Genomic DNA, 24,536 nt, shown 5'->3' with positions numbered 1-24,536 from the left:
CTCCCGCGTCCAAGCCCAACCTCCCGCGGGTTCGCAACCCGCGGGAGGTTCCTGAATCCCCGTCCGATTCTCCCTGAGGACACTGGGGCCGCGGAGCGGCCAAGAGGCCCGTCCCCACGCGGAGCGTAGGGACGAGGAAAGAGAGGCTGAGCGCGGAGACGAGGGAGAGCGGCCGCAAACGTCCCGCTTGTGGAGGTTCTCTTTCTCGCCCCCACGGTCCGTCACCTACTCCTTCTCGCCCCTACGCTCCGCGTGGGGGCGGAGGTCCGGACGCTCCCGCGTCCAAGCCCAACCTCCCGCGGGTTCGCAACCCGCGGGAGGTTCCTGAATCCCCGTCCGATTCTCCCTGAGGACACTGGGGCCGCGGAGCGGCCAAGAGGCCCGTCCCCACGCAGAGCGTAGGGACGAGCAGGAGGAGCAGAGCGTAGGGAAAAGGCAAGGATCGTTCGGGACGGGCGACTCGCGGGTCGGTTCCAGGCGCCGTATGTGCCCCTGGCGACGGCCAGAGCTCCCATCGCAACCGCCTCACCGTCACCATACTTGCTCAACCCTGTGAGAAGGAAACTGAGCAAGTATGGGCAGAAGGGCCAGGATTGGCCATTCTCGCGGCTCCGGCCATTCCTGCTCATCTGAGGGATGAGCAAGTATGGGAGGCGGACCGGGCGCAGCGCGTAAGGCATTGCGATATTGAGAGTTATGGGCTAGCACGAGCTGCGTTGGCAATAGCCGTCCCACGCTCCCCAACATCAGCCACGCTAGAAGCCCGTCCAAGAATCCCCGTGGGCTGCGTTGCCGGCGCCAGCGGGGCGTCTGCAAGGCGCGGCTCCGCAGGCGATGCTACGGAGCGCATCGCTGAGGAGACGCAACGCGGCAGACGCTCCGCTGCCGCCGCAACCCGAAGGGACGCCGCGACTTCTGGCCGCAGGCGTTGTCGCACGTCGTCAGCGATGCTCTCCGTTGCATCGCCTCCTCCGTGCTCCTAGCCTGCGGCCAGAATCGCGGGCGTCGCAGTCCCACGCGGATTCTTGGACAGGCTCCTAGGGCCGCTGAGCCCTGATGAGCCTTCCTCAAGCCCACGCTCATGGGACTTCACGACTCGCATCACATCAGCCGGATGAAGTGGGGCCCCAGGCACGCACCTCAGAGGGCGAGGCGGTTGTTGGTAGTGCGGGCTTCAGCCCGTACTGGACGGCGGGGATGCGGCCTCAAGGCCGTACTACAGACTCCGCCTCATTGGGCTGAAGTGCAGCCACGAGTCTAACGATCGCTTCGGTAGGATGGGCCATACACTATCAGGTGCGAGCCTCTTGCGGCCGGCCCCAGCCAGGTGCGGGCCGTCTCACAGTGCCGTCGGACCGGGGACTCGTGCGCTCTTCCCCGGCGGCTCGGCAAGCCGCAAGGCAATCTCGCGGAACGTGGGCGACGCCATGCACTGTCGTCTCGCGGCTGCCCATGTGGCGAGCAACTCGCTCACCACCGCGGCTCCACCGTCCGTGCCCTCCTCACCGATCGGCTCGCCGCGGTCGCGCAGGGCGCCCAGGACGTCGTCCGGCGTGATCCGTTCGAGCGGGCGCGCGGGCTGGAAGGCCGTTCCGTCGGGGCGCACTGTCTCGGAGCAAATGCCCGCGGCGGCCAATGCTCTAACTGTTTCAGTAACCAGGACTTGCGGGGCTCCGATCTGCCTGGCAATCTGCTCGGGGCTGAGCGCCGCGCCGTCGCGATGGAAGGCCACGGCCAGGGCGGCCATGGACCGCAGGGCCACCGTCTCCTTCGCGGCGAAGCTGGCCGCGCTGGCGCGCCGCTCGTCCCAGTGGCGCCCTGCGTTCTGGGCAGCCCACGACACCTGGGCGCCGAACAGGATGACGGCCCAACTCAGGTAGAGCCACACCATGAGCACGGGCAGCGCCGCGAAGGTGCCGTAGATGGCGTTGTACTTCGCCATGCCCACCTGGAAGGTGGTGTAGGCCCAGAAGGCCACCTGCCATGCCGTGCCCGCCACGATGCCGCCCGCCAAGGCGCACCGGAACCTCACCCGAGTGTTCGGCAGGAACACGTAGGCGGCGGCGAACGCCACCCAGGTGGGGATGAGCACAAGCGACCATTCGACGAGGCGGGCGACGAGCCACCACGAGAGGGCCGACCGAACCACCGCCGTGCTGCGAATGGCCGCGCCCGCACTCGTCGCAGCGACCAGCAACACGGGGCTCACCACCAGCACGCTGATGTAGTCGGTGAACTTCCTGGCCAGCGTGCGGCTGCGGCTCACGCGCCAGATCTCATTGAAGCTCTTCTCGATGGTGCCCATGACCCGGATGGTGGCCCACACGAGCAGCAGGAGGCCGATCCCCCCCATCACCCCCACTTTCGTGTGTTGGACGTACTGGATCGTCTGCTCGATGAAGCCGGTGAGCTTCTCGCCGACCTCCTCCTGGTTCGCGGCAAGCCACGTGTCCACCAGGGGGCGGATCTGGCGCTCCACCCCGAAGCCCTTGGCCAGGGCGAAGGCCAGCGCGAGCAGGGGAACGAGCGACAGAAGCGTGGTGTAGGCCAGCGCGGTGGCGTGAACGAGGCAGCGGTTGGCCAGGAACTCGCGCACGGCGAGCACGAGCACCTGCGCCGAGCGCAAGGCCGCGGCGCGGGCGCGCGTGGACGCCGGCCGCTCGCGCCAGATGCCCACCGAGAGGAACTCGCGCACGCGTTTGAGCACCTGCTGCATGGCCGTTGGCCTCCGGGTCGGCGAGCCGTCACGGCATCGGGAACCCGTCGTCGAGCGCGCCGGCCGCGCCGTCGAGGGTCTTGAGGGTCGTGCGCGCGGTCTCCGCGTCGGCCAGCTTGGGGTCCAGCCGCAGCGCCACGCGCAGGGCGCGGCGGGCCTGCGCACGGCGGCCGCGCACGAAGTCGATCATGCCCAGGTGGTAGTAGTAGAGGGCGTTCCGAGGGTCGAGCGCCACGGCGGCCAGAACCTCGCCGCGGGCGGCCTCTGGTTTCCTGGCCAGGAAGAGCACCCAGCCGAGCGTATCGCGGCTGGCCGCGTCGGTGGGGTCGGCGCCGGCCGCCGTCGTGGCGAGCCGCTCGGCCTCGGCGAGCCGGTCGGGCTTGTGGGCCGCGTAGAGCCAGGCCAGGCGCTGGCACGCCGCCCGATGGTCGGGCTTCGCGTCGAGAACCGCCCGGTAGGCCTCCATAGCCTCGTCCAGTCTGCCGATGGTGCGCAGCCGGTCCGCCAGGGAGAGCAAGGGCCCCGGCGCCTGACGGTCCATGACAGAGAGGGCCTGCGTGTAGGCGGCGGCTGCCTCTGCGGCGGCCCCCTGGCTGTCGAGCAGCGACCCCAGGAGCAGGTGCGCATCGCCCGCCTTCGGATGTGCGGCGGCGAGCCGGCGGGCCAGCGCCACGGCAGGCTCGAACGCCCGCAGCCGGGCGTGCGCCTCCGCTGCCTTGTAGAGAAGCCAGGGCTCCTCGGGTGCGCGTCCCAGGGCGGCGGCGAAGAGCTCGGCCGACCGAGTGTGCCATGCCTGGGCTTCGGCCACGCAGGCGGCGAGCGCCTGGCCGGCAAGCTCGCGGTTGGCCGCGAAACGCGCCATGACGGAGCGGAGCCAGCCGGCCATGGCCGCGCTCGGCCTGTCGTGGCGGCTCTGGAGTTCGAGGGCCGCGGCCGCGGCATCCGCGCCGGTCGAGCCGAGGGCGAGGAGGAGCGGCTCCCCTGGGCGGGCATTGGCCGGCAGGGCGTCGCGGGCGTCGGCGAGCGCGCCCACGGCTCGGTCGTTGAGCCCCTGGGCGATGCACGCGATGGCCTGCATCGTGCGCAGGCTGGCCCGGGCCGCGCCCTCGGTCGAGGCCAGCGCGTCCGCGAGGCGGCCCTCCGCCTCCCTGTACCGCAGGTCCAGAAGGTAGAGGAGCCCCAGGTCGGCATCTGGCCGCCGCGCCCCGGGAGCCTTGTCCGCCGCTTCGCACACCTGGATCGCCGTGGCCAGGTCGCCCACGTCGCGGCAGGCGAGCACGGCGACGCGCCGGGCCACGGGGTCGGCTGCGTCGCGGCTCAGGATGCTTTGCGCCAGCTCGAGCGCCCGCGGCGCCTGCCCCTGGGCGAGCCACGCCTCGGCGAGGCGCGAGTTCACAGCGTCGCGCTGGGCGGCGGTGGCGGGCACGATGGAGGCCAGCAGGTCCCGGGCCTCGGCGTGGCGGCCCCAGCTCGTCAGGGCGTCGGCGAACTCCAGGCGCAGCTCAGGGCTGGCCTCGCGGAGGTCGAGCGCGGCGCGGTACGCCTCGGCGCCGAGGGCGGGCAGGCCGGCGTGCGCCGCGGCGCGCGCCGCGGCCAGTTGGGTCGAGAAGCAATCGGGCTGGAGCCAGGCGGCCACCTGGCAGTGGACGGCGGCGGCGGCCAGATCGCCCTTCTTCTCGAGGAGCAGGGCGGCGAGCAGCCAGAGGCAATGGTCGCGGGGCGCGTTTCGGAAGCCGCGCTGGACGTGGGCGAGGCCCTCGTCGAGTTGCCCGGCGGTGAGGGCCAGGAGCCCGCGCTCGAGCGGTCCGGGCACGAAGGTGGGCGAGGCCCCCTCGCGGTTGCGCACGATGAGCATGGCGTCGGCGGGCCGCCCCAGGCGCAGCAGGGCGTCGAGCTGGAGGCGGTAGAGCCGGTCGTCCAGAGGGTGCCTGCGCAGGGCGGCGCGGCAGTGGGTCAGGGCGGCCTCGTAGTCGCCGGAGCCAATGGCGCGCGTGGCGGCCGTGACGCGGCTCTCGACCTCGTCGAAGATGCGCTGGATGAACTCGTTGTTGACCTCGTCGGCTTGCGCCCACTGGCGGCGCTCGAGGTAGGCCCGCACCAGGCCCTGGCAGGCGGCAACGCTGTCGGGGGCCTCGCGCGCGAGTTCCTGGCGGAGGCTGAGCTCGCGGCTGTAGTCGCCCGCGGCGGCGCAGCAATCGGCCAGGGCCAGCCCGATGGCCACGCCCGAGGGCGCGAGCTGGCGGGCGGCCTCGAGCGCCGCGGCCGCGGCGTTCAGCCAGCCCGCCGAGCGGAACACCTCGGCCTGGCTCAGAAGGAGCGCCAGCCTGCGGCGCGCCTCGGGGTTATCCCGGGTCGCGCTCAGCAGTTGGTCGTAGGCGGCCCGCTCCTCCGGGCTCCCCCCCGGCACGAGCGCCCACACGGCCTGCACCGCGCCGGCGTCCCCCTCCGAGAGCCACCAGTTGGCGAGCAGAGCGCTCACGAGGCGGGTATGGCCTGCCGCCCGCATGCGGCGGGCGAACTCGACGACCCCGTCGCGGTCGCTGCGGGCGTGTGCCGCCGCCACGGCTCCGCCGAACGCCGTGGCGTCGGCGCCCGGCTGCTCCAGGGCCTGGGCGAACCGCTCGCTGGCTCGGGCGAACTCCCCGTCGCGCAGGTGCAGCAGGCCAAGCTGGGCCATCACGGGGCCGTTGCTCGGTTGCCGCCGGAGGGTGTCGTCCCAGATGGCCTGAGCGGCGGCGAACTGGCCCAGCGCGCGATGCACCTCGGCCACGGCGAGCAGGGCCTCGGGTTTGCCGGCGACCCGTTCCAACGCCTTGGCCAGGGCCGACTTCGCGTCCGCGCTCTGCCCGTTGAGGGCGAGCTCCCAGGCGACATTGATCAGCGGGTAGGGGTCCTCCGCCTTGAGGGCGGCGATCTGCCGCCACGCCTCCGCCGCGTCGCGGTGGCGGCGCCGGGAGGAGCACAGCTCGGCGAGGCAGCGACGCAGGCGCGTGGAGGCGGGGGCGAGGCCGATCCCCTCGTTCAGTTCCCGGATCGCGCGGTCAGGCGCCCCGATCTCGCGGAAGAGGTCGGCCAGGTTCAGGCGGCTGCGCTCGTAGGCGGGGTCGAGCAGCAGCACGCGGCGGAACTCGGCCACGGCGGCGGGGAGCCGCCCGGTTCGCCAGAGACGCACCGCCAGGGCGTCGCCTGTGGCCAGATCGGTGGGGTCCTCCGCGGCCCAGCGGCGGAGGGTGTCGAGTTCCCGGTCAGGGTCGGCCCGCTCCAGGCGCCGGAGGGCCTCGGCCACCTGGCGCTGGTCGGCGCTCCAGGAGGTGAAGAGGCCGCCTCGGCCCTCGCGCGGAGCCTCGAGGGAGGGCCACGTGAGGATGGGTTCCGCGACGGACGCCGTCGCGAGCAGCCAGGCGGCCAGGGCGGTTGTCGCGGAACGCAGGCTCATCGCGGCTTCACCTTGCGTCGGAAGTCGTCCAGCTCCAGCTCCCTCAGCACGCGCCGCGCCGTGTCGGCCAGCACGCCGTGCGGAGCCAGCTCCAGGGCGGTCCTGAGTGCAGATTCGGCGGCGCTGGCCTCCCGCGGCAGGCGCGCCCGCGCCACGCCGAGGTGGAAGTGCGCCGCCGCCCGATGCGGCGCGCCGTCGGCCGAGGGGCCGAGGGCGTCCAGCGCCCTTTGCCACTCGCCTCGCAGGAAGGCGATCCATCCCAGGGTATCGAGCACGGCGGGATGCTCGCCGGCCGCATCGCGCGCGTTCTGCGCGAGGGCGGCGGCCTCGTCGAGCGCGGGGGGCGGTTGGCCGGCCAGGTAGCAGGCCAGGTTGTTGCAGGCGGGCATCTGGCGCGGCTCGACGCGGAGGATGCTGCGCCAGGTCTCCGCGGCGCCCGCCCCATCCCCCAGGGCGGCGGCGGCCAGGGCGAGCTTGGTGCGGAGCTCAAAGGGCGGAGCATTCTCGCCCGCCGCCCCTTCGGCGTAGGCGGCGCGGGCGCGCGCCGCCTGGCCGTCCAGGAGCAGCAGGTCGCCGAGCAGCCCGCGGCCGCGGGCGAAGCCCTCGCACTGCTTGAGCGAGCGCTCGCAGACGGCGATCGCCCGGGCCCGGTCGCCCGCGCGGTCCCAGAGCACGGGCGCGAGCCAGCAGGCGACCAGGCAGTCGGGCGCGAGGCGCAGGACTTCCTCGAGTTGTTCGGCCGCCGTGTCGAACCAGCCCGCGCGCTCGTAGAGATAGGCGTGGAGGAGCAGGCGCGCGGTCTGGCGGCCCAGGTCGGGGCGGCTCTCGTTGCGGCGCACCAGGGCGGCCAAGGCATCGAGGGCCACGGCGGGGAGGGTCGGCTTGCCCAGGCCGGTGACGCTGGGCGGCCTGCCCTCGTCGCGGCGCACGATGTGCATGAGCAGTTGCACGACGGCGGCGTCGGGCTCGCGGGGGTCGTCGCTCCTGAGTCGCTCGACCGCGCGGAGGGCCTCCTCGCCCGGGTCGCCGAGTTCGCCGCTCAGAAAGCGCACGATGGCCAGCGGGAGCGCGGCGCGCGCCGTCTCCTGGGGTTGCCTCTCCAGCGTCTCATCGGCCAGCTTCAGCGCGGCCTCGTAGAAGCCGTCGCGGGCGTGCGCCGCCAGCCGCTGGGCGAGGACCCGGGCGTCGCCGCCCGGCAGCCGGGCCATCTCGCTCAGCACGCCGCGCACCCTGTCCCACTCGCCCCGCGCGCGATGGACTCGTGCCAGGAGGTCCAGGGCGCCGAGGTCCCTGGGCAGCGCGTCCACGCCCTCCTTGGCCTGGGCGAGCGCCGTCTCCCGGGCGTTCTTCGCCAGGAAGTGCTCCACGAGCGCCACCCGCGGGAGCAGGGCCAGGCGGTCGCTGTCCACGCGGCGCTTGAGCTCGTCCACCCCGTCCTGCTCGCGGCCGGTGGCGATCCAGAAGCTCGCCTGCGCGCAGCGGAGTTCCAGGGAATGGGGCACGGCCTTGCGGCCGCGCTGGAAGACGTCCTCCGCCAGGTCGCGGCGGCCGGCGGCCTGGAGGGCGGTGGCCCAGGCGATGTAGGCGGGCGCGTAGTGCGGGTCGAGCCTCAGCGCCTGCTCGAAGCGCGCGATCGCCTCGTCCGTGCGTCCCAAGGCGGCCTCGGTTCGCGCGATCAGGTGCACGCGTGCGGCGGAGGGCGGGTCGAGGCGGCTGGCCTCCAAGGCCCACGGGAGCGCCCGCTCGGGCTGGAAGCGTTGGAGGTAGAACTGGCAGAGCGCCTCGGCGTCGTCGGCCGAGGGAGGCCGGAGCCGGCACAGCGCCTGGAGGGCCTCCTCGGCCTCGGCCTCGCGGCCGTGGCGCAGGCAGAAGCTGGCGAGGTCCTGCCGGGGGCCGCGGGCGGCGGGCGTGGCGGCCACGCCGCGCTGGAGTTCCGCCAGGGCCTGGTCCACCTCGCCCGCCGCCTCATAGAGGCCCACGAGCTCGCGGCGCGCCTCCTGGTGGCGCGGGTCCAGCCTCAGCGCGGCGAGCAGGGCATCGCGAGCGCCCGCGGGGTCGCGCGAACGCAGCAGCGCGCGGCCCAGCATGTACTGCGTCGGCGCGTCGTCGAGGCGGGTCAGGGCCACGCGGAACTCCTGGGCGCTGCGGTCGTAGCGCCCGAGCTCGAAGAAGGCCAACCCGCGGTAGTAGTGCAGGTCCCAGGTGCTCTTGGTGCTGGCGCTGACCGCGCGGTCCCCCTCCTCGATGGCCTGCGCGTAGTCGCCCTGGACGTAGCGGGCGATCATCAGGCCGGTTTGCCCTGTGGCCTTGTCGCCGCCGGCCGCAAGGTAGGCGTGCCAGAAGCTCGCGGCTTGCTCGCCGAACTTCAGTTTCGTGGCGACCCTGGCGGCCTGGCTCAAGGCGCGCAGGAGGAGGGCGCGGTCGCGCCCCGTCAGCCGGCCGAGAACATCGAGGCCCTTGGCGGCCTGCCGGCATTGCTCGAGGGCCTCGGGCAGGCGCCCGGCGCTCGCGAACACGTCCGCCGCCGCCAGCCGGATGGCCCGGTCGTCGGGCGCCAGGCTGAGGGCTCGGCGGATGTGCAGGAGCGCGCCGGCCGCATCGCCCAGGCGCGCCCGCGCTTCCGCCAGCGCCCGGTGGGCCGCCGCGTTCTCGGGCTGGTCGTCCACCGCCGCCTGCCCGTGCTCGAGGGCCTTGCGGAGCCGGATCCGCTTCTCATCGCTCAGGTCGGTCGGCTTCTCGGCCAGGGCATCCCAGGGCCCGGCCTCCACGAGGGCGATCTCGGCGGCCAGCACGCGCCCTTCGGCCCGGGCCTCGGGCGAAGCTTCTGCGGCGGCGATCGCCTTCTCGGCCAGCTCGGCGGCGGCGGCGAACTGGCTCTTCGCCAGGAAGCAGGCCGCCTGGCCCCGCAGCGGCGCGGGGTCCTCGGGCCGCGCGCGGCGGGCCACCTCGAAGGCCGCCAGCGCCGCATCGTACTCGCCCGCCGCCAGATGCGCCTGGGCCTGCTCGAGCGGCGCCTGGAAGCGCTGCCGCACGCTCCACATGTAGAGGATTCCGGCGGCCACCACCCCGGGGATGAGCAGCAGCAGAACGAGCGCGACGACCCAGGCCCGGCCGCGCTCCCCTCGGCGCCGCGGCGCGGCCATAGCAGGCGAACCCAGGGGTCGGCTCGATGCGTCGCTCATTCCTCACCCGTTCCCCGCGCCGGCGCGCGACCTGCCCCTGCCCCACGGACATCCGCTCTGCCAATTATACTACTGCCGCCGAGCCATTCCAACCCGTATTGCCGCGTGCGGCAACGGGCCGTGCGCCGCACGCGCGAAGCTCGCGCGCCCGTGGCGGCCCCTTGGCGGGGCCGCCGCCAGGCATCGCCTGGATTCGCATGAATCGGCGTTTCGACGGCATTCCGGGCGGGGGAGCCGTGCCTTGACTTGCCGCGCGGGGAATGCTATAATCCGGCGGTGGGTTCCGGGCCGCGCCGCCGGAGGGCCGGCGGCGCCCCGGCGGGAGCAGCACGCTGAACACGTACGAGCTCCACATCCAGGCCCAGTTCGCCGCCGCACACCGCCTGCGGGAGTACGACGGCAACTGCGAACGCCTTCACGGCCACAATTGGAGGGTGGACGTCACTCTCCGGGGCCATTCGCTCGACCGGTTGGGCATGTTGATGGACTTTCGCGAGGCGAAGCGCCTGCTTCACGAGGTGCTCGAGCCCCTGGACCACCAGTGCCTGAACGACGTCGAGCCGTTCCGCGACATGAACCCGACCACCGAGAACATCGCTCGGACGCTCTTCGAGGCCCTGACAGAACGGCTTCCCCAAGGCATCGCCGTGGCGAGGGTCACTGCCTGGGAATCGGACGGCTGCGGGGCCAGCTACAGCAGGCCCGCCCCGTGAGCGATCGGTGGGTCGGTGTGACCTCGGGCGCCCCCAGGAACCACTCCGAGGCCTGCCCGGGGCCAAGGGATTCACGGTGGATACCATCCTCCAGGTTGCTCTGGATTTCCTCAACCTGAGCCAGGCGCTGCGCGTGGCCCGCGAGGCGGCGGCCGGCGGCGCCGACTGGCTCGAGGCCGGCACCCCCCTCATCAAGAGCGAGGGCCTGGACGCGGTCCGCCAGTTGCGCCAGGAGTTCCCCAACACCCCGATCGTGGCCGACCTGAAGACGATGGACGCCGGCCGCCTCGAGCTGGAGGCCGCGGCCAAGGCGGGGGCCAGCATCGTGGTCGTCCTCGGCCTCGCCTCCGACGCCACCATCCAGGAGTGCGTCAAGGCCGGCCAGAACTACGGCGTGCAAGTGGCGGTGGACCTCCTGGGCTGCCCGGACCCCGTGGCGCGGGCCCGGGCCGTCGCCGACTGGGGCGCGGCCCTGGTGGGCCTCCACACGCCGATAGACGAGCAGATGCGGGGCGGCGGCGCCTTCGACCCGGTGCGCCGGGTGGCCGAGGCCGTGGCCATCCCCGTCGCGGTCGCCGGCGGCATCAACTCCGAGACGGCCCCCCTGGCCGTCCAGGCCGGCGCCCGCATCGTCATCGTGGGAGGAGCCATCACCAAGTCGCCCGACGCCCGGGGCGCCACGGCCGCGCTCAAGGAGACGCTCCGCACGGGCAGGGCGATCCGCACCGACCTCTTCCGCCGGGCCGGCGCCGAGGGCGTCCGCGAAATCCTCGAGAAGGTCTCCACAGCCAATATCTCCGACGGCAACCACCGCCTGCCGGGCCTCGTGGGCCTGCGCCCCGTGTGGCCGGGGGCGCGGATGGTGGGCACCGCCCTCACCGTGCGCACCGCGCCGGGCGACTGGGCGAAGCCTGTCGAGGCCATTGACAAGGCGGAGCCGGGCCAGATCATCGTGGTGGACGCCGGGGGCCGGCCCCCGGCCGTCTGGGGCGAGCTGGCCACCGAGAGCTGCGTGAAGAAGAACCTCGCGGGGATCGCCGTGGACGGCGCGGTGCGCGACACGCCGTGCATCGTCGAGCTCCGGTTCCCGTGCTTCGCCCGCTGCGTGTCTGCGGCGGCCGGCGAGCCCAAGGGCTACGGCGAGATCGGCTCCACGATCCGCATCGAGGGGATCGAGATCAACACGGGCGACTGGGTCGTGGGCGACGACGACGGCCTGATCGTGATCCCCCGAGCCCAGGCCGCCGAGATGGCCAACCGCGCCATGGACTGCCTGGAACGCGAGAACCGCATCCGCGGCGAGATTCGCGCGGAACACACCACCCTGGCGCAGGTGCTCGAGCTCCTGCGCTGGGAGAAAAAGTGAGGAGTACCGGCATCATGAGCCAGATCGTGTGCCAGTGCGGGAAGAAGCTGGCCACCATTCACGTCACCGAGATCATCAACGGCGAGAAGAAGGAAATCCACCTGTGCGAAGACTGCGCGAAGAAGAAGAAGCTGGTCTTCCCCGCCGCGAGCTCGGTGATTGACCTCAGCGAGGTGCTCAGCGGCATCGTGCAGGCCGCGGACGAGGCCGACAGCGACGAGCTTCAGAAGGCGGTGTGCCCCGACTGCGGCATCACCTTCGCCGACTTCCGCACCCACGGCCGCTTCGGCTGCCCGACCGACTACGAGGCGTTCCGCAAGGGGGTGGACCCCCTGCTCGAGCGCATCCACGGCACCGCCGAGCATCGCGGCAAGCGGATGAAGCCCCGCGCCGCCCGCAGCCGCGACACGCGCCTCGTCGAGCTCCGCGCCCAACTGCGGCAGGCCGTGGCCGACGAGGCCTTCGAGCGCGCCGCGCGCATCCGCGACCAGATCTACGCGCTGAAGAAGGAACAGGGCCATGCGGCTGACTGAGCTCGCGCGCCAGCCCGGCGAATGGCTCCGCGGCACGGGCGCCGACAGCGACATCGTGATCAGCACCCGCGTGCGCCTGGCCCGCAACATCGCCGGCTACCCCTTCGTCTCGCGCCTCCAGCCGCCGCAGCAGGCCGAACTGAGCCGGCTCCTGTGCGAGAGCATCGTCGAGGGCGGCGTGGTGCCGGAGTGCGAGTACTTCGACCTCAAGGTCGCCAGCCCGATCGAGCGCCGCCTCCTCGTCGAGCGCCACCTGATCTCCAAGGAGCACGAGGAGGCCGAGGGCGACCGCGGCGTCGCCATCCGCCACAACGAGGCCCTCAGCATCATGGTCAACGAGGAGGACCACCTCCGCATCCAGGCGCTCCACTCGGGCTTCGAACTGAACGAGACCTGGGAGCTGATCAACGGCGTGGACTCGGCTCTCGGCGAGCGCGTGCCCTATGCGTTCAGCGAGCGCCTGGGCTTCCTCACCGCCTGCCCCACCAACGTGGGCACCGGCATGCGCGCCTCGGTCATGCTCCACCTGCCCGCCCTCGAGTTCGCCAAGCAGATCGAGAAGGTCTTCCACGCCGTCGCCAAGATCAACCTCATCGTGCGCGGCCTCTACGGCGAGGGCACCCAGGCCTCCGGCAACCTCTACCAGATCTCCAACCAGATCACGCTCGGCAAGACCGAGGAAGAGATTCTCCAGGAGATCCAGGGGATCATCCCCGAGATCATCGAGAACGAGCGGCGCGCCCGCCAGTTCATCCTCGAACGCAGCCGCCCCCAGCTCGAGGACCGCGTCTGGCGGGCCTTCGGCATGCTCCAGCACGCGCGGGTCATCTCGTCGAACGAGACGATCTCGCTCCTCTCCCACCTGCGCCTGGGCGTGCACCTGGGCATCCTGCGCGATCTCGACATCGCGGCCATCAACCAGCTCTTCGTGCAGACGCTGCCCGCCCACCTCCAGGTGATCGAAGGGCGCGAACTGGATTCGCACACGCGCGACATCGCGCGCGCCACCTACATCCGCAAGTGTCTGGGCGCGGCCCGGCACACAGGAGAGAACTAGCGATGTTCGACCGCTTCACCGAACGCGCCCGCAAGGTCATGAGCTTCGCCCGCCTGGAGGCCCAGCGCTTCCACCACGACTACGTGGGCACCGAGCACATCCTCCTGGCCCTCGTCAAGGAGGGGACCGGCGTCGCCTCGGTGGTCCTCAAGAAGATGGGCGTGGAGCTCAAGGAGATCCGCGCCGAGATCGAGAAGGTCGTCGAGCGCGGCCCCGAGCCCGTGCCGCCCAACCAGCAGCTCCCCTACACGCCCCGGGCCAAGCGGGTGCTCGAGCTGGCCCTCGAGGAGGCCCGGAGCCTCGGCCATCACTACATCGGCACCGAGCACCTCCTCCTCGGCCTCCTGCGCGAGCAGGAGGGCATCGCCGCCCAGGTGCTCGTCAACCTGGGCCTCAAGCTCGAGGAAGTGCGCGACGAGATCCACAACTTCCTCGGCTCCGACGTGCAGGGCGCCCCCGACGCGCCCCGCCAGAACAGCGCCCGGAAGTCCAAGAGCGACACCCCGGCCCTCGACTCGTTCGGCCGCGACCTCACGGAGCTGGCCCGCGAGGGCAAGCTCGACCCCGTGATCGGGCGCAAGCACGAGCTCCAGCGCCTCATCCAGATCCTCGCCCGCCGCACCAAGAACAACCCCGTGCTCATCGGCGAGGCCGGCGTGGGCAAGAGCGCCATCGTCGAGGGCTTCGCGCAGCGCGTGGTGTCCGGCGACCTGCCGGAGCTCCTGCGCGACCGCCGCATCGTGATCCTCGACCTCGCGCTCATGGTCGCCGGCACCAAGTACCGCGGCCAGTTCGAGGAGCGCATCAAGGCCGTCATGAACGAGGTGCGCAAGGCCAAGAACGTCATCCTCTTCATTGACGAGCTCCACACCCTCGTCGGCGCCGGCGGCGCCGAGGGCGCCATTGACGCCTCCAACGTGCTCAAGCCCGCCCTCTCGCGCGGCGAGATCCAGGTCATCGGCGCCACCACCCTCAACGAGTACCGCAAGTACATCGAGAAGGACACGGCCCTCGAGCGCCGCTTCCAGACCGTGATGGTGGACCCCCTGACCAAGGAGGAAACCCTCCAGATCCTCAAGGAGGGCCTGCGCGACCGCTACGAGGCCCACCACCGCGTCCACTACACCGAGGGCGCCCTGAAACTCGCCGTCGAACTCTCCGACCGCTACATCACCGGGCGCTACCTGCCGGACAAGGCAATTGACGTCATTGACGAGGCCGGCGCGCTCAAGCGGATGGAGGGCACCACCAAGCCGCCCGAGCTCACGCGCCTCGAGGAGGAGATCAAGCGCCTGCACGAGGAGAAGGAAAGCTCGGTGGCGAGCCAGGACTTCGAGCGGGCCGCCGGCCTGCGCGACCGGGCCCAGAAGCTCCGCGCCCAGTACCAGGAGGCCGAGCGCGAGTGGCGCCGCACCCTCCAGGAGAACGCCGGCACGGTGGACGAGGGGGTGATCGAGCGCGTGGTGGCCAACATGACCAAGATCCCCCTCGAGCGCCTCGAGGCCACCGAAACGGCCCGCCTCCTGAACATGGAGGCCGAGCTCCACAAGCGCGTGGTCAGCCAGGAGGAGGCCATCAAGCGCATCGCCAACGCCGTCCGCCGCTCGCGCTCCGGCCTCAAGGACCCGCGCCGCCCCGCCGCCACCTTCCTCTTCCTCGGCCCCACCGGCGTCGGCAAGACCCTCCTCGCGCGCGCCCTGGCCGAGTTCCTCTTCGGCGAGGAAGACGCCCTGGTGCAGATCGACATGTCCGAGTACATGCAAGAGCACAACGTCTCGCGCCTCATCGGCGCGCCCCCGGGCTACGTCGGCTACGACGAGGGCGGCCAGCTCACCGAGAAGATCCGCCGCCGCCCCTACTCCGTGGTGCTCTTCGACGAGATCGAGAAGGCGCACCGCGACGCCCTGAACATCCTGCTCCAGATCATGGAAGACGGCCGCCTGACCGACAGCTTCGGACGCCACGTGGACTTCCGCAACACCATCGTGATCATGACCTCCAACATCGGCAGCGACGTGTTCCGCGACCAGGCCCCCATGGGCTTCGGCCGCAGCGACAACAAGACCTCCTTCTCCGGCCTCGCCGAGCGCGTGATGGCCGAGGTCAAGCGGCACCTGCGGCCCGAGTTCCTCGGACGGCTCGACGGCACCATCATCTTCACGCCCCTGACCGACGCGGACTACGAGCAGATCGTGGACATTCTCTTCACCCCGGCCCAGGAGCGCGCCCGCGAGCGCGGCGTGGAGATCACGCTGAGCCACGAGGCGAAGAAGTTCCTCGTCGCGGAGGCCAAGAAGAAGGACCTGGGCGCCCGCCCCCTCCGCCAGCTCATCGAGACGCAGATCGAAGACCTGCTTGCCGAGGAGTTCCTCCGCGGCAGCTACGCGCAGGGCGACACCGTGCTCGTCACGGTGCGGGCCGACAAGCTCTTCTTCCAGAAGACCGAAAAGGCCGAGCCCGTGCTGGCCGAGGCCGCCAGCCAGGCCTGAGCCCGCCGCCTCGCTTCACCTCTCCGCGCCCTCCTCCCCCGCTCCGCGCGCAGACCGGCTGGCAGCTCCGCGCTCTTGACGCTCGCACCGGGCCCCCCTATAATACCGCACGGTGCCCACGGCCACCCACGGAGGCCCGGACCGATGGACGCGACGACCCACAGGCTCTGCGAGATGCTGACCCAGGGCGACCCCGAGCTCCGGGCGGCCGCGGCCCGGGTGTTCGCCGAGCTGGAACCCCGCGACGCCGCCGTGCTCGCCGCCCTGGGAGCGGCCCTTCGCACCTCGGCGGGGCCGGCCCCACGCTACGCGCTCCGCGCCCTGGCCGCCAGCCCTTCGCCCGAGGCCGTCGCGCACATGATCCCCGCCCTCGTGGGGCCCCCGGAATTGCGCCAGGAGGCCACCGATGCCATCGCCCGCTTCGGGCGCGGCGCCCTGCCCCACCTCAAGACCGCCCTCCTCGATGGCGAGTTGCCGCTCCGGAAGGCCGCGGCCACCGTGCTCGCCCGGATCGGGGGCAGGCCCGCCCACGAACTGCTCCTGCGGGCGCTCGCCGAGGGCAACCTGGAGCTCTCCAAGCACCTGTGCTTCGAGCTGGACCTCGCCATCCGCCAGATGCCCGACGAGGCGCGCGCCGCGCTCACGGACCTGGCCCTCTCCTATCTCGGCGACAAGCGCACCAGGGCCAACGACACGGCCCTCGCCTCCGGCCTCATCCTTCTCGGCTTCCTGCGCTCGCCCAAGGGCAAAGCCGCGTTGCTCGCCTTCGCGCGGCCCAAGAATCCCCCCGAGGTGCGTCATCGCGCGCTGCTCGCCCTGCGCGGCATCGCCGACTGCCTGACCGCCTCCGAGTGCGCCGCGCTGGCCGCCTATCTGGAGGAGGGCGACGTAGCCAACGTGGCGGCCCCGGCCATCGAGGTCCTGCGCCCGCTGCCCCTGCCGCCCTCGGTGGCCGAGCGGCTCATCCACCTCGTGGCCAGCCCCCATCAGGCCGTGCGCGACTTCGCGGTGCTCAAGATGGGCGGCCTCGACACGCCGGCGGCCGCCAGGACGCTCGTCGAGCAGCTCGACGCCCCGCAGCCCGCCCTCAGGGAAGCGGCGGTGGCCTCGCTCCAGAACAATGCGGGGGCGGTCCCGCTGTTGCTCAAGCGCGCCCGCAGCGAGGCCGATCCCGGCCGCCTCTGGACCCTGGTGCGGGTGCTCGAGCACCACGCCGGCGCCATCGGCGCCGCCCACGCCAAGGGCCTCCTCGCCCTGCTGCTCACGCACCTGGCCGAGGGCGACCGGCGCGCGGAGGCATTGAGCTACCTGCTGCGGCGCGTGGCGCCGAAGGCCCTCGACGCCGCGCTCCTCAAGCAAGCCGTGGCCATGAAGAAGCAGGGCGCGTTCGCCGAGGCCGACCGCATGCTCACCGTGCTGCTCCGAGGCGGGGAGGCGCCCCCCGAGGCCCTCTACGAGGCAGCCGTGGTGGCCCTCAAGCACTCGCCCAAGGGCCTCGGCCGCCACGAGCGGCACGCGGACCCCTGCCTCGAGCGTTTCGACCGGCTCATCGGCCTCGACGGATTCGACCTCGCCCAGCGCCTGTGCGCCGAAGCCTGCCTGGAGCCCGGGGACCTCTTCTACGTCGGGTTCCACTTTGCGGAACAGTTGGCCGAGCGCCGCGAGTTCGGCGGGGCGCTCCTGCGCCACGTGATCGCGGCTGCGCCTCGTTCGGCGGTGGCGGCCAGCGCGCGCAACAAGCTGCGCCTCGAGGCCTTCCCCGTCGAGGCGGCCCCGCTGCCAAAGCCGCTAGCTCCCGCGAGGACGGCCAAACGGGCGGGGCGCGGCAAGCGCGCCGCCTCCGAGGGGCGCGAGGCCCGCCCGTGAGCCCGCCCGCCTGAGCCATCATCTTCCCCACCCCGGAAAGCCTTGCAGCAAAGTCCCCTTCAACTCCGTCAATAGGAGTGGGGGCGCGTGCGGCACGCAAGTTGCTTGTACGGCGGTATGGTAGATTCGCAAACGACACGGAAGGAGCGACGTGGGCGATGAGCAACAGACAGGTCAGAGGCAGCCATCGCGAGCGCTCCAGGACGGCCTGGCTCCGCCGGGCGCTGCTGGAGCGGCGTCGCGACCTGGCCCATCAGGTCGAAGGCCATCTCACCTACAGGCAGGGCACGCGCGCCGGAGCCGACTACAGCGACATCTGCGATCGGGCGGCGGATGCGTTCCATGATGAAATGGCGCATGGACTTGCGGAGATCGCCACCGCCGACCTCCGGATGATTGACTACGCCATCGGCAAGCTGGACAATCGGACCTATGGCCTGTGCGAGGTGTGCGGCAGGCGGATTCCCGAGGCGCGCCTGCGGGCGCTCCCCTTCGCGGAACTGTGCGTGGACTGCAAGCGCGACGAAGAGGCGCAGGCGACGCGGCTGGCCGCCCACACCACCTGGCCGCCCCCTCCCGGGCGCGACGAAGCCCCGGATCGTGCGCCCACGCACCAGAACGAAGAACGCAGCCGCAGACTCTCTAGAAGCCGCAGATGAGGATGGCCACCCAACTGTCGGGCCGCTCGCGGTAGATCTTCAGGTCCGCCACCATCGCGGGCCGTGTCTTGCCCAGGCGCTGGTTGATCAGCGTCAGAAGGTCCTCGCGGCTCGGCGCCTCCACCGAAATGGCCTTGAACGTCGGCCGCCCCCCCTCGGACCGCTGCACCTCGGCGATGATGCGGTTCAGCGTGTCCAGCCGCTCCGTGTACTTGTACCGGTAAACGTCGAACTTGTTCGAGAAGGAGGACGGGCTGAAGATCTCCTCCAGCGGTTCGTCCTCCTCGCGCAGATCGTCCATGAGACGGGTGCGCAACTCCTCCTGCACCCGCATCAGGCAGTTGAGCAGTTCCTGCTTGTCCACGCCCGTGGCTTCCCTCTGGTGGCGGAGAGCACAGCTTCACCCCAGCGCCCATTCTACCCAATCCGCGGCCCAAGTCAAGGCAGCGGGATTGCTTTCGGCGCGGAGCGCCGCTACAATGGGGCACCGTGTCGGGAGCGCGGCCCTGGGCTGACGGGGACTCTGCCTTGGAACCTGAAGCGCCGGCGGGCACGCGGTTATGCCCCTTGTGCTGCGAGGCGATCCACCCCGCCGCGCGCAAGTGCCCGCACTGCCAGGAGTATCTGGACCCCGCGCTCGCGGCGCAGGCGCGGCCGGCCCCCCGCACGTCTCCCCTCGCCGTCGTGTCGTTCGTGCTGGCGCTCGTCAGCCCGGTGTTCCTGTGCCTGCCGGGTCCCGCGGCCCTGATCATCGGCATCGCGGCTCTGCGCGACCGCACGGCCACGGCGGGCCGACGGCTGGCCGTTGCGGGCGTCGTCCTGGGCGCGCTCTACAGCCTGCTGCTGCTGCTCGTCGCGGCGGTGTTCGTGCTGGCCGCCGTGAAGCTGGCGCTGGCGGCCCCCGCGGCGGGGCCGGCGCCCGAGCCGCTCTTCTGAGCCAGGATTGAGGGGATGGACGTGGAGAGACCGAGCCAGGCGCCGCCGACCACCTGGGCGCTGGTGCTGGCCCTGGGGCCGTCGCTCATCTGGTGCGGCGAGTACATCGGCTCGGGCGAAGTGATCATCGCCACCCGCACCGGCGCGCTGCTCGGCCCCACGGTGCTGTGGGCCATCCTTCTGGGCATCTTCCTGAAGTACTGGATCGGCCTGTGCGGCGCGCGCTACACGGTGGTGACCGGCGAGGGGATGGTGGACTGCTTCAGCCGCGTGCCCGGGCCGCGTCACTGGCTGGTGTGGGTGGTGCTCGTGGGGCAGGTGGCCTCGGGGGTGTGCGCGGTGGGCGCGCTGGCCGTGGCGGCCGCCACGTTTCTCGGCAGCCTGCTGCCGCTGGGCGCGCACTCGACGGCGATCTGGGGCACGGCGGTGACGGCCTTCGCCTTCGCCGTGGCCTGGAGCGGGCGGTTCGAGATTCTCAAGCGCCTGATGGGCCTGATGGTGCTCGCCATCGTGGCGGGCGCGCTCTACGTGGCGGCTCACGTCCTGCCCTCGCCGCGCGAGCTCGCGGCCTCGGCGTTCGGGTTCGGGGTGCCCGAGGTGCCGGCCTGGGTGCGGCAGGCCGACCCCACGGTGGGCACGGCGTGGGGCGAGATGCTGCCGCTCATCGGCTGGTCGGCCGGCGGCTTCGCGAGCCAGGTGTGGTACACCTACTGGGTGATCGGGGCGGGCTACGGGATGACGCGCGAGCGCTCGTGGGGCCGGCGGGCCGACGAGGCGCGCCTGGCCCGCCTGAGCGCCGCCGAGGCGCGCGACGTGCGCGCCTGGTGCCGCGTGGTGGCGTGGGACGCCACGTTCGCCCTCCTCATCGGCGTGGCGGTGACGGCGGCGTTCTTCCTCGCCGGGGCGGGCATCTTGAGGCCACAGCAGCTTGTGCCCAAGGGCGCGCAGGTGGCGATGGAGCTGTCGCGCCTGTTCTCCACCCACTGGGGCCGGTTCGGGGCGGTGCTGTTCCTGGTGGCGGGGGCGTCGGCGATGGTGAGCACGCAGCTCGGGCAACTCGCGGGGTGGCCGCGCCTGCTGGCCGACTGCGTGCGGAACCTCTCGCCCCGCTTCGCCCGCGTCGAGCCGACGAAGCAGTTCCGCCTCTTCCTGTGCCTGTTCGTGGTCACGAACCTGGCGATCTGCGCGCTCTTCGGCACGAACCCCGTGTTCCTGATCAAGCTGGGCGCCGTGTGCGACGGGTTGCTGCTCGTGCCGCTTCAGGCGCTGGCGGTGGGGTATGGGCTTTTCGTCGCGCAGCGGCGCCTGCTCTCGCCCGAGGCGGCGGAGATTCTGCGCCCGCGCTGGCACCACGCGGCGATTCTGCTGGCCGCCTTCCTGGCCTTCGGCTACTTCTGCGTCTTCCAGGTGCCGCAGGTGCTTCACCAGATGTTCGGCGGGTAGGCTCAGCGGCCGGCGTCGGGCGCGACCCACGTGACGTCGTCGAACCCGACCTCGACGACGGCGTGGCCGAAGACGACTTCGAGCCGCTGCCTGGTGCGGTGGACGGAGCGGACGCGGCAGGCGGCGCCCAGCGAGATCACGTGCACGAAGTCGTCCTTGTGCAGCCCGCGGGCGAACTCCAGGCGCCTGGCGGCCAGCGGCGTGCGCTGGAACTCGGCCTCGAGGGTCTCCGCCACGGCCCGCGCCCGGTCGGCGAACGGGGCGGGGGCGTTCTGGAGCGGGCGGAGGGCTTCGGCGAGGCGCGCGCGCACGCGGCGGAGGTGCTCGTCAATCTCCTGCTCGGCCTCGCGGCGGCTGGCCTTGGCTTTGGCCTCGGCGGCCCGGAGCGCGGCCTCCACCTTGCCGCGCAGGTCCTCGGCGTCCCGGCGCAGCAGGTGGGCCTGCTCGCGGTCGTCTTCGATGGCCTTTCGGGACTGCTCGAGTTCGGCGATCAGCTCGGTGTCGCGGCCGCGGGTGCGCTCGACGGCCTGGCGCGCGCGGCGGGTGATGGCCTTGGGCAGGCCCAGGCGCTCGGCGATGGCGATGGCGTTCGAGTTGCCCGGCTGGCCGAGGAGCAGGCGGTAGGTGGGCCGCAGGGTCTCCTGGTCGAACTCGCAGGCGGCGTTGAGGGCGCGGGGGTGGCGGTAGGCGTAGGCCTTCAGGTCGCCGATGTGGGTGGTGACCACGGTCTTGGCGGCCCGCTCGCCCAGGAAGTCGAGCACGGCGGTGCCGAGGGCGGCTCCCTCGGCGGGGTCGGTGCCTGCGCCCAGTTCGTCGAGGAGCACGAGGGTGCGCCTGTGGGCTCGGGCGAGGATGCGCACCAGGTTGCTCATGTGGCTCGAGAACGTGCTGAGGCTCTGCTCGATGCTCTGCTCGTCGCCGATGTCGGCCAACACGTCCTCGTAGACGGGGAATCGTGCGCCTGGCTCGGCGGGCACGTGCAGGCCGCTCTGGGCCATCAGGGCGAGGAGGCCGATGGTCTTGAGGGCCACCGTCTTGCCGCCCGTGTTGGGGCCGGTGACGACCAGCAGGTCGAAGTCCTCGCCCAGCCGGTAGTCAATGGGCGTCACCTGGCCTGCGGCGGCCCCTCCGTCGCCTTTTTCGAGGACGCGCACGAGCAGGGGGTGGCGGGCGCGGCGCACGGCCAGGTGCCCCTCTTCGTTGATCTCGGGCGGGGCCATCTGGTAGTCGAGGCTGAAGCGCGCCTTGGCGTAGGCGCAGTCCACGCGGGCCAGGGTGTCGAGGGTCTGGAGGATCGGCTCTCGCTCGGCGCGCAGGGCGAGCGTGAGCTCCCAGAGCAGGCGCTCGACCTCGCGGCGCTCGGCGAAGCGCAGGTCGTCCACCTCGTTGGCCAGGAGCACGAGCTCGCGCGGCTCGATGTAGACGGTGGCCCCGGTGGCCGAGCGGTCGAGGATGATGCCGGAGATTTCGTGCTTGAGCTCGGCCTTGATGGCGAGCACGTAGCGGCCGTTGCGCAGGGTGACGTTTTCGGACTGGAGCAGCGGGCGGATGGCGGGGGAGGCGGCGAGGGCGTAGGCCTTGTCGCGCATGCGGGTGAGGGCGGCGGCGAGGCGCGAGCGGAGGACGGCGAGCTGCGGGCTGGCGTCGTCGCGCACGAGGCCGTCCTTGCCCACCGTGGCGTCAATGAGGCCGCACAGGGGCTCGAGGTCGTGCAGCGCTTCGCCGAGGGCGGCGAGGTGGGGGAAGGCGTGGGCCTGCTCGGCGAAGAGGGCCTTGAGGTGTTTGGCGGCCAGCAGCGTGGCGCGGATGTCGAGGAAGGCGGGCGGTTCGAGGGGCCGCTCGCCCTCGTCGGTGCCGCGGATGGCGGGGCGGACGTCGGTCATGCCGGCGACGGGCAGGCGGCCGCGGCGGCGGAGGAGTTCGCGCAGCTCGGTGGTCTCGGCCACGGCGGCGCGCACGGCGGCGGGGTCGGTCATGGGCTCGAGGGCCTGCACGGCGGCCTTGCCCAGCGAGCAGGCGGCGTAGCCCGCCAGCATGGCCTTCACCTTGGCGTATTCCAGGACGTCGAGGGAGTGGGGGTCCATGGGCTCTTCAGTGCTCGGCCGCGAGCGGGTCAGGGAGGAGGAATGGAGGAGTGGATGAATGGATGGCTGAAGAAGCCACACCAGCACTGCTCTCAATCATCCACACATCCACCCATCCATTCATCCCCTTCAGTCGCGGCTCATAGGTACGCCGGCCGCCACGGTCAGGGTTTCGTCCCAGGCTACTTCCCGAGGTCGGCGATGCGCTGCTGGGCGGTCTGGGCGTAGGTGGTGTCGGGGAACTTCTCGACGACCTTGCGGTACTCGGCGAGGGCCTTGTCGGTGAGGCCGTTGCGGCGGAAGCTGTCGCCCACGCTCAGGAGGCCGAGGGCCTCGGCGCGGGCCGCGGCGTCGCGGAGCGCGCGGGCGGCCTGGGGGTCGGCCTTGAGCTGCTCGTGCAGCCTCCTGGCCTCGCCGGCCTGCTCGGCCTCGGGGTAGCGCTGGGCAATCGTCTCGAGGGCCTCGACGGCCACGCCGTACTGCTTCCGCTGGATGGCGTCCTGGGCCTTGGCCAGGAGCTGGCCGGCCATGTGGGTGCTGAGCTTCTTGCGGACCTCGGGGTCCTGGCGGATCGCGGCGATGCGGGCGGCGGCCCGGGTGGCGGCCTCGGTGCCGCGGAAGGTGCGCGCGCAGTCGCGGTAGGCGCGCAGGGCCGAGCCGAGCTTCTGCTGGGTCTCGAGGTTCTCGGCCTCGAGGAACTTCGCGCCGGCCTTGCCCTGGATGTCCTCGAGGAGCGCCTTGGCGGCCTCGGCGTCGGGTCCGGCGAGGCCGGCGGCGCCCTGGAGGGCCTCGAGGGCCGCGGCGTAGTCCTTGCGTTCGGCCGCCTCCTTGCCGCGTTCGAAGGCGCGTTGGGCGTCGCGGCGTTCCTTCTCGGGCACGAGGGCGGCCGCCTTCTCGGCCACCTTGCGAATCTGGCCGATGTAATTCGGCGGCGGACCGTAGCCCACGAGGCGGTCCACCTCCTTGCCCTTGGGGTCGAGGAACAGCAGCGTGGGGATGCTCAGTTGCTCGTTGGGCTTGAAGCAGGCCTGGACGGCGGGCGGCACGGCCAGCTTGCCCGCGCGCACGAGGGCGATGTCGAGGAGGAAGGGCGCGAAGTGCTGGCGGATGATCTTCGCGATCTGTTCCTCGGGCAGGGTCTCCTCGCGGAGGAGCTTGCACACGTCGCGGCCCTGCACGTCGGTGCCCGGCGCCACGATCACCACCATCACGAGCAGGCGGCCCTTCTCGGCGGCCTCGAGCGCCTTCTCGAACGTCTCGAAGTACTCGAGTTCCCCGGCCCCCGCGGCCGCCGCCAGCAGGGCGCACAGGAAGGCCGCGAGCCGGCCCGTGGCACGTCGGCCGGCCACGCCGTCATGAGGAAAGGCGCTCATTCGTTCTGCTCCCGGGCGACAGGCGCTGGTTAGTGCCTCGGGCCCTCATCTGCCCACGCAGGCATTGTAGTGGGCGCGGGGTGGGGTGTCAAGGCTCTCGCCCGCACCGCGGCGAGCGGGCAGCCGTCTTGCGCAGGGCGAGCGCATGGGGCGCGGTTCGGCCTCAAGTGCCCACAAGCAACTTCTCGAGCAGTTGCGCGAGAAATCTTGCGTCAAGCCAGCCCGTCCGAAGTGTCTCCACGACAACAGCATGCACGCGGCGTGGCCGCCATAGGCCCCGGAGCCACTGGCGAACCACTGGCGGCTATGCGTGCCTGTACCAGCATCGAACCTCCCGCGGGTTCGAAACCCGCGGGAGGTTGAAGGCTCGAGGCCAGAATGGTGCGGCAGGCCCTCCAAAGGTGGCTCGACAGGCTCGCCGTGACAGGGGGCGGCGAGGGCCAACGCGTAGGTAAGAGAACATTTGGCAGTACGGAACGATTTTTTTGTGTCGAGCCATCCCGCCCGAAGTGTCTTCACCACAATAGCATGCACACGGCACGGTCGCCATAAGCTCCGGAGCTACTGGCGAACCACTGGCGGCTATGCGTACCTGTGGGTGAGGGGAATAGAACCGATGGGACGGATGGGACCGATAGGCCCCAGAGAGGAGACAACCCATCTAACCTCCCGCGGGTTCGAAA

The 24,536-nt window shown here is 71.8% G+C and carries 15 protein-coding genes; 9 read left to right on the top strand and 6 right to left on the bottom strand.

Annotated features, from left to right (window positions below; genetic code table 11):
- Positions 1 to 1,339 precede the first annotated feature (1,339 nt).
- From PLE19_20480 to PLE19_20470, 3 genes are read right to left on the bottom strand one after another with little or no spacing between them, the layout of a single operon-like run.
- Positions 1,340 to 2,716: a YhjD/YihY/BrkB family envelope integrity protein gene (locus PLE19_20480; protein HPD17320.1), complete on the bottom strand. Its 1,377-nt coding sequence runs from the start codon at positions 2,714 to 2,716 to the stop codon at positions 1,340 to 1,342.
- Between the two features lie 28 nt (positions 2,717 to 2,744).
- Entirely contained in the window at positions 2,745 to 6,152 is a 3,408-nt protein-coding gene (locus tag PLE19_20475) for a tetratricopeptide repeat protein (GenBank protein ID HPD17319.1), read from the bottom strand.
- Positions 6,149 to 9,334: a tetratricopeptide repeat protein gene (locus PLE19_20470; protein ID HPD17318.1), complete on the bottom strand. Its 3,186-nt coding sequence runs from the start codon at positions 9,332 to 9,334 to the stop codon at positions 6,149 to 6,151. The genes PLE19_20475 and PLE19_20470 overlap by 4 nt, the downstream gene beginning before the upstream one ends.
- 353 nt (positions 9,335 to 9,687) lie before the next feature.
- On the opposite strand from PLE19_20470, the gene queD reads away from it, so the two are divergent.
- From queD to PLE19_20435, 7 genes are all read left to right on the top strand, one after another.
- Positions 9,688 to 10,047: a 6-carboxytetrahydropterin synthase QueD gene (queD, locus tag PLE19_20465; GenBank protein ID HPD17317.1), complete on the top strand. Its 360-nt coding sequence runs from the start codon at positions 9,688 to 9,690 to the stop codon at positions 10,045 to 10,047.
- 76 nt (positions 10,048 to 10,123) lie between these two features.
- Complete coding sequence (locus PLE19_20460) at positions 10,124 to 11,413, top strand: orotidine 5'-phosphate decarboxylase (GenBank protein ID HPD17316.1); 1,290 nt, start codon at positions 10,124 to 10,126, stop codon at positions 11,411 to 11,413.
- Positions 11,414 to 11,427: 14 nt separating this feature from the next.
- The gene (locus PLE19_20455) at positions 11,428 to 11,946 is read left to right on the top strand and encodes a UvrB/UvrC motif-containing protein (GenBank protein HPD17315.1); all 519 of its coding nucleotides are present in this window, start codon (positions 11,428 to 11,430) and stop codon (positions 11,944 to 11,946) included.
- On the top strand, positions 11,933 to 13,003 hold the full coding sequence (locus PLE19_20450; protein HPD17314.1) for a protein arginine kinase: 1,071 nt from the start codon (positions 11,933 to 11,935) through the stop codon (positions 13,001 to 13,003). Before PLE19_20455 ends, PLE19_20450 begins: the two co-directional genes overlap by 14 nt.
- 2 nt (positions 13,004 to 13,005) lie before the next feature.
- Positions 13,006 to 15,492: an ATP-dependent Clp protease ATP-binding subunit gene (locus tag PLE19_20445; GenBank protein ID HPD17313.1), complete on the top strand. Its 2,487-nt coding sequence runs from the start codon at positions 13,006 to 13,008 to the stop codon at positions 15,490 to 15,492.
- Positions 15,493 to 15,636: 144 nt separating this feature from the next.
- Positions 15,637 to 17,358 carry a HEAT repeat domain-containing protein gene (locus tag PLE19_20440; protein ID HPD17312.1) on the top strand — a complete coding sequence of 574 codons (1,722 nt, stop codon included), beginning with the start codon at positions 15,637 to 15,639 and terminating at the stop codon, positions 17,356 to 17,358.
- Positions 17,359 to 17,516: 158 nt separating this feature from the next.
- A complete protein-coding gene (locus PLE19_20435) occupies positions 17,517 to 18,017 on the top strand; it encodes a TraR/DksA family transcriptional regulator (GenBank protein HPD17311.1) in 501 nt (166 codons plus the stop codon).
- On the opposite strand, the gene PLE19_20430 is transcribed toward PLE19_20435, so the two are convergent.
- Positions 18,001 to 18,381, bottom strand: coding sequence for a hypothetical protein (locus PLE19_20430; protein HPD17310.1), 381 nt, complete (start codon positions 18,379 to 18,381; stop codon positions 18,001 to 18,003). The two genes, PLE19_20435 and PLE19_20430, sit on opposite strands and share 17 nt — an antisense overlap.
- A 164-nt stretch (positions 18,382 to 18,545) precedes the next feature.
- Between PLE19_20430 and PLE19_20425 the strand changes: the two genes are divergently transcribed.
- Positions 18,546 to 18,953, top strand: a complete 408-nt coding sequence (locus PLE19_20425; protein ID HPD17309.1) for a DUF4190 domain-containing protein — start codon at positions 18,546 to 18,548, stop codon at positions 18,951 to 18,953.
- 15 nt (positions 18,954 to 18,968) lie between these two features.
- Complete coding sequence (locus PLE19_20420) at positions 18,969 to 20,396, top strand: Nramp family divalent metal transporter (GenBank protein HPD17308.1); 1,428 nt, start codon at positions 18,969 to 18,971, stop codon at positions 20,394 to 20,396.
- Between the two features lie 2 nt (positions 20,397 to 20,398).
- On the opposite strand, the gene PLE19_20415 is transcribed toward PLE19_20420, so the two are convergent.
- Both PLE19_20415 and PLE19_20410 read right to left on the bottom strand, forming a co-directional pair.
- A complete protein-coding gene (locus PLE19_20415) occupies positions 20,399 to 22,480 on the bottom strand; it encodes an endonuclease MutS2 (GenBank protein ID HPD17307.1) in 2,082 nt (693 codons plus the stop codon).
- 182 nt (positions 22,481 to 22,662) lie between these two features.
- On the bottom strand, positions 22,663 to 23,853 hold the full coding sequence (locus tag PLE19_20410; GenBank protein HPD17306.1) for a hypothetical protein: 1,191 nt from the start codon (positions 23,851 to 23,853) through the stop codon (positions 22,663 to 22,665).
- Positions 23,854 to 24,536: the final 683 nt, after the last annotated feature.

This window comes from Planctomycetota bacterium (assembly GCA_035384565.1).
GTDB lineage: Bacteria > Planctomycetota > PUPC01 > DSUN01 > DSUN01 > DAOOIT01.
The sequence above is the reverse complement of the archived record's forward strand: the minus strand, read 5'-3'. Positions and strand labels throughout refer to the sequence as shown.